General features: G+C 72.5%; 5 protein-coding genes and 2 pseudogenes. 4 read left to right on the top strand and 3 right to left on the bottom strand.

Features of this window, described 5'->3' with window-relative positions:
• Both ACN28A_RS38705 and ACN28A_RS38700 read right to left on the bottom strand, forming a co-directional pair.
• Positions 1-101: pseudogene (locus ACN28A_RS38705) on the bottom strand (MBL fold metallo-hydrolase); the annotation flags it as partial.
• Positions 102-216: 115 nt separating this feature from the next.
• Positions 217-972: a maleylpyruvate isomerase family mycothiol-dependent enzyme gene (locus ACN28A_RS38700; protein ID WP_421404073.1), complete on the bottom strand. Its 756-nt coding sequence runs from the start codon at positions 970-972 to the stop codon at positions 217-219.
• A gap of 244 nt (positions 973-1,216) precedes the next feature.
• Here ACN28A_RS38700 and rsgA point away from each other — a divergent pair, with 244 nt between their 5' ends.
• The 4 genes and pseudogenes from rsgA to uvrC all read left to right on the top strand — a co-directional run bounded on the left by rsgA (position 1,217) and on the right by uvrC (position 8,219).
• Positions 1,217-2,287: a ribosome small subunit-dependent GTPase A gene (gene rsgA, locus ACN28A_RS38695; protein ID WP_421404071.1), complete on the top strand. Its 1,071-nt coding sequence runs from the start codon at positions 1,217-1,219 to the stop codon at positions 2,285-2,287.
• A 163-nt stretch (positions 2,288-2,450) separates the two neighbouring features.
• Positions 2,451-5,402: pseudogene (gene uvrA / locus ACN28A_RS38690) on the top strand (excinuclease ABC subunit UvrA); the annotation flags it as partial.
• Positions 5,403-5,652: 250 nt separating this feature from the next.
• Positions 5,653-6,135, top strand: coding sequence for a Rieske (2Fe-2S) protein (locus ACN28A_RS38685; protein WP_421404069.1), 483 nt, complete (start codon positions 5,653-5,655; stop codon positions 6,133-6,135).
• Between the two features lie 146 nt (positions 6,136-6,281).
• Positions 6,282-8,219 carry an excinuclease ABC subunit UvrC gene (gene uvrC, locus ACN28A_RS38680; RefSeq protein ID WP_421404067.1) on the top strand — a complete coding sequence of 646 codons (1,938 nt, stop codon included), beginning with the start codon at positions 6,282-6,284 and terminating at the stop codon, positions 8,217-8,219.
• A gap of 144 nt (positions 8,220-8,363) precedes the next feature.
• On the opposite strand, the gene ACN28A_RS38675 is transcribed toward uvrC, so the two are convergent.
• On the bottom strand, positions 8,364-8,738 hold the full coding sequence (locus ACN28A_RS38675) for a hypothetical protein (RefSeq protein WP_421404065.1): 375 nt from the start codon (positions 8,736-8,738) through the stop codon (positions 8,364-8,366).
• Positions 8,739-8,841: the final 103 nt, after the last annotated feature.

Here is an 8,841-nt window from a genome sequence, read left to right as displayed (position 1 = left end):
TTGTTGTCCATCGGACCGACCGAGAGCTTGCTGACCGTGAGGCCGCGGAGCTCGCGTACGTCGGGTGGGCCGTCGGCGGCGACGTTGCCGGTGTAACTCATCTTCGGTGCCTCCGGGTTGTCGGCGGATCAGGGTCGGGCGGGTCGGATCGTTCCCGTCGAAAGGCGGGGCGAATCAGAAGTCGGGTCGCCCCGCCGAGGGGGCGGGCCGGCGGGTTCAGATCCAGGGTGGAGGTGCCGGCAGCGGCCCGGCGGGCGTGACGACGAGGCCGGCGCCGCCGCTCCGGCCGGTCAGCCAGCCTGCCAGCTCGTGCGCCGGGCCGGTGACGGTGCGCAGTTCCGGGCCGTCGTCCGCGGCCGGCACGCCGACCGGCAGGCCCCGGCCGGTGTGCACGGTCAGCGGTTGCCCGGTCTCCGCCGGCACCAGCACCAGGGCGAGCGGGTCGTCCCGCCGGGCCAGGTCGTGCACGACCTCGTGCAGCAGCCGCTGGCCGAACGCGTCCGGCCAGTCGGCGGTCCGGTAACCGGCGTCGAGGTCCACGTGGTGCACCTCCACCTCGCGCAGCCGGGCCCAGACCAGGGTGGCGGCCGGGCGGAGCCCGCGGGTCGAACGGACCTGGGCGGCCCACGCCGGTGCCGGCAGCTCGCCGGCCGCCTCGGCGAGACGCCGGGCGCTGTCCCGCAGGTCGGCGAGCTGGGTGCCGACCGGCCGGGCCGAGCCGGCCGCGATGTCCGCGTTCCGGGCCGCCGGGCTCGGGTACTGCGGGACGTCCTCACCGGTACGCGCCGACGTCAGCAGGTTGACCAGGCTGTCGGCGTTGCGGGCGAGATGGCTGAGCACGTGGCCCCGGGTCCAGCCGGGGAGCAGGGACGGCTCGCCGGTCGCCGCGTCGTCGAGCCCGTCGACGGTCCGCAACAGCCGCTCGGTCGCCCGGTCCACCTCGGGCAGCAGCGCGAGTGGGTCGAGTGTCACGACTCACGACGATAGCGGTCGGCGGTCGGACGGGCCGGGACGCCTTCGGCCGGGAGTGGCGGAGCGGAATTGGCTTTCGGTCCGACCGGACCAGCACCTACCGTTCGAGGACCGGGAACTGCCGTGCGAGAGGGCACACCCGCGAGCGTGAGGAGGTGGGAGGCATGCCGGACGACGTGCGCGTTGTCACCGTTTCCACTTCTGGATTCGACAGCTGAATCCACCTCTGACGACAAGGGTTGAGATGACCTTCGATCTGGCGTCCCTCGGTTGGGACGCGACACTGGCCGCGGCGTACCCCGAACGCGGCGACGACCTTCGACCCGGCCGGGTGGTCCGGGCCGACCGGGGCATCTGCACCGTGCTCTGCGCGAGCGGGCCGCTGCGGGCCAGTCTCGGCGGCGGCCTGCTGGTCGCGGCGGCCCGGGACGCGGCGAACCTGCCGTGCGCCGGGGACTGGGTGCTGGTCCGGGACTGGCCGGACCGGCGGCTGACCGTGCAGGCGGTGCTGCCCCGGCGTACCGCGATCGTGCGGCGGACCGCCGACAAGGACTCGACCGGTCAGGTGCTGGCGGCCAACGCGGACGCCGTGGCGGTGGTCGAGCCGCTGCACCCGTCGCCGGACGTGGCCCGGATCGAGCGGCTGCTCGCGCTGGCCTGGGAGTCCGGCGCCACCCCGCTGCTGGTGCTCACCAAGTGCGACCTGGTCGCCGACCCGGCGGCGATGGCCGACCAGCTCGGCCGGGCCGCGCCGGGCGTGCCGGTGCTGCCGGTCAGCGCGCAGCGCGGCACCGGGCTGGCCGAGCTGCGCCCGCAGGTGGCGCCCGGCCGCACGCTGGCGCTGCTCGGGCCCTCCGGTGCCGGCAAGTCGACGCTGGTGAACGCCCTGGCCGGGGCGACCGTGATGACGACACAGGGGGTACGCGGGGTGGACGGCAAGGGCCGGCACACCACCACGCACCGGCAGTTGATCCCGATCCCGGGCGGGGGAGCGGTGCTGGACACCCCGGGGGTCCGGGCGGTGGGTCTGCTGGACGCGGCGGCCGGGCTGGACCGGGCCTTCGCCGACGTGGCGGAACTCGTCGCGGCCTGCCGGTTCGCCGACTGCGCGCACCGGGGCGAGCCGGGGTGCGTGGTCCAGGTCGCGCTGGAGACCGGCGAGCTGAGCCCGCGGCGCTGGGAGAGTTGGCAGAAGCTCCAGCGCGAGGTGGCGTACGAGACACGCCGACGGGACGCGCGGCTGGCCGCCGAGGAGCGGTACAAATGGAAGCGGATTCGCAGGGAGCAGCGGAGTCGGGGTCGCCCGGGGCGGTGAGTCAGCGCTCGGTCGCGGTCGGTTGGTGGCGGTGCCGCGGCTGAGCTGCGGGAATTCGGCGGCGCGGGAAACTGTCGTACCCCGGGGCTAGAGTGGCCGAGGCGCTCCTCTGCGCCAGCAAATCGGACAGAACATACTTTTCCTCCCCGGGAGTGCGCGGACAGTGGCCGACCGACTGATCATCCGTGGCGCGCGTGAACACAACCTGCGCGACGTCAACCTCGACCTGCCGCGCGACGCCATGATCGTCTTTACCGGGCTCTCCGGTTCCGGAAAGTCCAGCCTGGCCTTCGACACCATCTTCGCCGAGGGCCAGCGGCGCTACGTCGAGTCGCTGTCGTCGTACGCCCGGCAGTTCCTCGGCCAGATGGACAAGCCGGACGTCGACTTCATCGAGGGGCTCAGCCCGGCGGTCTCGATCGACCAGAAGTCGACCTCGCGCAACCCGCGCTCGACGGTCGGCACCATCACCGAGGTCTACGACTACCTCCGGCTGCTCTTCGCCCGGGTCGGCGAGCCGCACTGCCCGGTCTGCGGCCAGAAGATCTCCAAGCAGAGCCCGCAGCAGATCGTCGACCGGGTGCTGGCGATGGAGGAGGGCACCCGGTTCATGGTGCTCGCCCCGGTGATCCGCGGCCGCAAGGGCGAGTACGTCGACCTCTTCGCCGAACTCCAGGCCAAGGGATACGCCCGGGCCCGGGTCGACGGGGTGGTCCACCCGCTGACCGAGCCGCCGAAGCTGAAGAAGCAGGAGAAGCACACCATCGAGGTGGTGGTGGACCGGCTCACCGTCAAGGCGGGCGCCAAGCAGCGGCTCACCGACTCGGTGGAGTCCGCGCTCGGGCTCTCCGGCGGGCTGGTGCTGCTCGACTTCGTCGACCTGCCGGAGGACGACCCGGCCCGGGAACGGCGCTACTCGGAGCACCTGGCCTGCCCCAACGACCACCCGCTGGCGATCGAGGACCTCGAACCCCGGGTCTTCTCCTTCAACGCCCCGTACGGCGCCTGCCCGGAGTGCACCGGGCTGGGCACCAAGAAGGAGGTCGACGCCGAACTCGTCGTACCCGACCCGGAGCGGACCCTGCGCGAGGGTGCCATCGCGCCGTGGGCCGGCGGGCAGACCCAGGAATACTTCCTCCGCCTGCTGGAGGCGCTGGGCGACGCCGAGCACTTCGACCTGGACACCCCGTGGCGGGCACTGCCGTCCCGGGCGCAGAAGACCGTCCTGCACGGCTCCGGCGACCAGGTGCACGTGCGCTACCGCAACAAGTACGGCCGCGAGCGCTCCTACTACACCGGCTTCGAGGGCGTGGTGCAGTGGATCGAGCGGCGGCACAACGACACCGAGTCGGACTGGTCCCGGGACAAGTACGAGGGGTACATGCGCGACGTGCCCTGCCCGGTCTGCCGGGGCAGCCGGCTCAAGCCGGAGGTGCTGGCGGTCACCCTGGGCGGCCGGAACATCGCCGAGGTCTGCGCGCTCTCGGTCGGCGAGTGCGCCGAACTGCTCGGCGGGATGACCCTGACCGACCGGCAGAAGATGATCGCCGAGCGGGTGCTCAAGGAGATCAACGCCCGGCTGCGCTTCCTGGTCGACGTCGGCCTGGACTACCTCTCCCTGGACCGGCCGGCCGGCACCCTCTCCGGCGGCGAGGCGCAGCGGATCCGGCTCGCCACCCAGATCGGCTCCGGCCTGGTCGGGGTCCTCTACGTGCTCGACGAGCCGTCGATCGGGCTGCACCAGCGGGACAACCACCGGCTGATCGAGACGCTGGTCCGGCTCAAGGGGCTGGGCAACACGCTCATCGTGGTGGAGCACGACGAGGAGACCATCCGGACGGCGGACTGGATCGTCGACATCGGGCCGGGGGCCGGCGAGCACGGCGGCAAGATCGTGCACAGCGGTTCGGTGCCGGAGCTGCTGGCCAACACCGAGTCGGTGACCGGGGCGTACCTCTCCGGCCGCCGGTCGATCCCGACGCCGCAGGGGCGCCGGCCGCAGACGCCGGGCCGGGAGCTGGTGGTGCAGGGCGCCCGCGAGCACAACCTGCGCAACCTCACCGTCCCGTTCCCGCTCGGGCAGTTCATCGCGGTCACCGGGGTCAGTGGCTCCGGCAAGTCGACACTTGTCAACGACATCCTCTACGCCGTGCTGGCCAACCAGATCAACGGGGCCCGGCTGGTGCCGGGACGGCACACCCGGATCACCGGCATCGAGAACGTCGACAAGGTGGTCGGGGTGGACCAGTCGCCGATCGGGCGGACCCCGAGGTCGAACCCGGCGACGTACACCGGGGTCTGGGACCACGTCCGCAAGCTCTTCGCCGAGACCACCGAGGCGAAGGTCCGGGGGTACGGGCCGGGCCGGTTCTCCTTCAACGTCAAGGGCGGCCGGTGCGAGGCGTGCAGCGGTGACGGCACGATCAAGATCGAGATGAACTTCCTGCCGGACGTCTACGTGCCGTGCGAGGTCTGCAAGGGTGCCCGGTACAACCGGGAGACCCTGGAGGTGCACTACAAGGGCCGGACGGTCTCCGACATCCTGGAGATGCCGATCGAGGAGGCGGCCGAGTTCTTCTCGGCGATCCCGGCCATCCACCGGCACCTGAAGACCCTTGTCGACGTCGGCCTCGGCTACGTCCGGCTCGGCCAGCCGGCACCGACCCTCTCCGGCGGCGAGGCGCAGCGGGTCAAGCTCGCCTCCGAGTTGCAGAAGCGCTCCACCGGCCGGACGGTGTACGTGCTCGACGAGCCGACCACCGGGCTGCACTTCGAGGACATCCGCAAGCTGCTCGGGGTGCTGGACAGCCTGGTCGACAAGGGCAACACGGTGATCGTCATCGAGCACAACCTGGACGTGATCAAGACCGCGGACTGGCTCGTCGACATGGGTCCGGAGGGCGGGCACCGCGGCGGCACCGTGCTGGCCGCCGGCACCCCGGAGGAGTTGGCGGAGGTGCCGGAGAGCCACACCGGCCAGTACCTCCGGCCGGTGCTCGGGCTGACCGGGCCGCCCCGGGGTGCGAGCGCGGCGACCGTCCGGGCCGCCAGGGCCAACGGCACCGCCGCGAACACCGGCACCAGCAGGGAGAACGGCCGCCCGGCCGGAGCGGCCGACGGTACCGCGAAGGTCGGCAACGGCCGGTCCGGCGGCGGTACCGTGAAGGGCGCCGCCACCCGCGCGGGCAGGACCGCGAAGGTCCCGGCCGCGAAGAGCACGGCGGCGGCGAAGAGCACGGCGGCGGGTGGGCGGCGTACCGGAAAGTCCTGACCCCGGTCCCGGTTGAACCGGTTGGTGGATATATCCGTGTCTTCGGGCGTGGCCGCGGACGACCAGGGCGCGGCGCCGAAGAGGAAGGCTAGGTATGAGTGACGAACTGACCGGGCCGGGCACGCAGACCCGCCGGGCGCTGTTGGCGGGTGCGGGTGCGGTGGGCGTGTCGGTGGTGCTGGCCGCCTGCGGCACCGGCGACGACGACGCCCTCGACGGCACCGGAAGCAGCCCGTCCGGCGGCGCTCCGGCACCCAGCGGCTCGGCGAGCGCTCCGGCCGAGGGCGGCACCGCCGCGCTGGCCAAGAAGAGCGAGATCCCGGTCGGCGGCGGCAAGATCTTCGCCGACCAGCAGATCGTGGTCACCCAGCCGACCGAGGGCGAGTTCAAGGCCTTCAGCTCGATCTGCACACACCAGCAGTGCCCGGTGACCGGGGTCGACGGGGGCACGATCAACTGTAGTTGCCACTTCAGCAAGTTCTCCGTGGCGGACGGTTCGCCCAAGGGTGGCCCGGCCAACAAGCCGCTGCCGGAGAAGAAGGTCACCGTCGACGGGGACAACATCGTGCTGGCCTGATCCGGGCCGGAGCGCCCGGTGCCGCGGTGCGGCTGTCCGCCGCCGCGCGGTGCCGGGCGTCGTCGTCTCCGTCTGCGCCGCGGGTTGTCCCAGGCGGTGCCGCAGCGCGCCGGGCGTTGTCCCAGCCGGGGTCTAGGCTTGGCGCCGTGCCCGATCCCGCTACCTATCGCCCGGCGCCGGGCACGATTCCCGACCTGCCCGGGGTCTACCGGTTCCGCGACCCGACTGGCCGGGTGATCTACGTCGGCAAGGCGAAGAGCCTGCGCAGCCGGCTCAACTCCTACTTCGGCGACCTGTGGAACCTGCACCAGCGCACCCAGCAGATGGTCACCACCGCCGGCAGCGTGGACTGGGTCACCGTCGGCACCGAGGTCGAGGCGCTGCAACTCGAGTACCTCTGGATCAAGCAGTACGACCCCCGGTTCAACGTGCGGTACCGGGACGACAAGTCGTACCCCTATCTCGCCGTCACCCTCGACGAGGAGTTCCCCCGGCTCCAGGTGATGCGGGGCGCCAAGCGCAAGGGGGTGCGCTACTTCGGGCCGTACTCGCACGCCTGGGCGATCCGCGAGACCCTCGACCTGCTGCTCCGGGTCTTCCCGGCCCGGACCTGCTCGGCCGGGGTCTTCCGGCGGCAGGCCCAGATCGGCCGGCCCTGCCTGCTCGGCGACATCGGCAAGTGCTCGGCGCCGTGCGTCGGCCGGACCTCGGCGCAGGAGCACCGCGGCATCGTCGACGAGTTCTGCGACTTCATGGCCGGCCGCACCGACCAGATGGTCCGCCGGCTGGAACGCGAGATGGGCGAGGCCAGCGAGGCGCTGGAGTTCGAGCGGGCCGCCCGGCTGCGCGACGACATCGCGGCGCTGCGCCGGGCGATGGAGAAGCAGACAGTGGTCTTCGGCGACGGCACCGACGCCGACGTGGTGGCCTTCGCCGAGGATCCGCTGGAGGCGGCCGTCCAGGTCTTCCACGTCCGGGACGGCCGGGTACGCGGCCAGCGCGGCTGGGTGGTGGAGAAGGTCGAGGACCTGACCACCGGGGATCTCGTGCACCACTTCTGCTCCCAGGTCTACGGGGAGGCGGAGGGGGAGGCCGACGTCCCCCGCGAGCTGCTGGTGCCCGCGCTGCCGGCGGACGTCGACGCGCTCGCCGAGTGGCTGTCGGCGCGCCGGGGCAGCAAGGTGGCCCTGCGGGTGCCGCAGCGCGGCGACAAGAAGGCGCTGCTGGAGACGGTGGCCCGGAACGCCGCCGAGGCGCTGACCCGGCACAAGCTGCGCCGGGCCGGTGACCTGACCACCCGCAGCGAGGCGCTGGACGAGATCACCGAGGCGCTCGGGCTGCGCAGCGCGCCGCTGCGCATCGAGTGCTACGACGTGTCGCAGATCCAGGGCACCGACGTGGTGGCCAGCATGGTCGTCTTCGAGGACGGGCTGGCCCGCAAGAGCGAGTACCGGCGGTTCGTGGTGCGCGGCGCCACCGACGACCTGTCGGCACTGACCGAGGTGCTGCGGCGGCGGTTCGCCCGCTACCTCCAGGCCAGGGGCGAGACCGGCGAGATCGGCGACGAGATGGCCTCCGACCCGGACCGGCCGGGCATCGACCCGACCACCGGCCGGCCGCGCAAGTTCGCGTACCCGCCGCAGTTGGTGGTGGTGGACGGCGGGCAGCCGCAGGTCGCGGCGGCGGCCGAGGTCTTCGCCGAGCTGGGCCTCGACGACATCGCGCTCTGCGGGCTGGCCAAGCGGCTGGAGGAGGTGTGGCTGCCCGGCGACGAGTTCCCGGTCATCCTGCCCCGCACCTCGGAAGGGCTCTATCTGCTGCAACGGGTCCGGGACGAGGCGCACCGGTTCGCCATCACGTTCCACCGGCAACGGCGCTCCAAGCGGATGACCGTCTCCGGCCTCGACCAGGTCCCCGGCCTCGGCGAGGTACGCCGCAAGGCGTTGCTGCGGCACTTCGGCTCGGTGAAGCGGCTCTCGGCGGCGACGGTGGACGAGATCGCCGAGGTGCCCGGGGTGGGCCGGCGCACCGCCGAGGCGATCGTGGCGGCGCTGAACCCGGCGGAGGCGCCGGAGGGCCGCTGAACCCGGCGGAGGCGCCGGAGAGCCGCTGAGGTCGGCGGCCGGGCGTCGGCGGTTCGCACCCCGCCGCCCTCACCGGCTGAGCGCTCCGCCGCAACCGCCACCGGCCTGGCCGGTGATCGTTGCCGGTGTCGCCAGCCTCGCCGGTCAGCGATCGCACTCCAGCAACACCCACGCCTCGTAGCCGCCGGGCGAGACGTAGCTGTCGATCACATCGCAGTCGGTGAAACCGGCCTCGCGGGCCCTGCCGAGTGCCTGGCCGTATGCCCAGTCGTAGGCGAGCCCCATGCTGCTGTAGCCCTCACCCCGGAACTGCCGGATCTCGTCGGCGTTCGCTGCCACGCCGGTGCCGAGCAGGGTGACGGAGGCGGCCAGTAGTGCTGAGGTCACGGTACGGGTCAACACGCTCCGATAATAAACAGATATCGATGTGACCGCAGCGCCGGGCGCGGGATGGCAGCCGAGGGCGCCGACGGTGAGCAGGCGATCATCCTCCGTCGGTACCCACCGCAGCCGGGCCATGGGCATACCTCGCGCGGGGACTGTCGAGCTGGGTGCGTGGACGGGGCGCGACATTCCGGGCGTTGGTTTGGTCTGGTGGGCGCGTGGGCGGGGCAGCTCGACA

This window comes from Plantactinospora sp. WMMB782 (assembly GCF_049179135.1).
GTDB lineage: Bacteria > Actinomycetota > Actinomycetes > Mycobacteriales > Micromonosporaceae > Plantactinospora.
This window is presented reverse-complemented; position numbering and strand designations above follow the sequence as displayed.

Bases quoted from the DNA above. Each gene is read 5' to 3' on its own strand.
- rsgA (WP_421404071.1), top strand. From the start codon at position 1,217: ATGACCTTCGATCTGGCGTCCCTCGGTTGGGACGCGACACTGGCCGCG.
- ACN28A_RS38685 (WP_421404069.1), top strand. From the start codon at position 5,653: ATGAGTGACGAACTGACCGGGCCGGGCACGCAGACCCGCCGGGCGCTG.
- ACN28A_RS38675 (WP_421404065.1), bottom strand. From the start codon at position 8,738: ATGGCCCGGCTGCGGTGGGTACCGACGGAGGATGATCGCCTGCTCACC.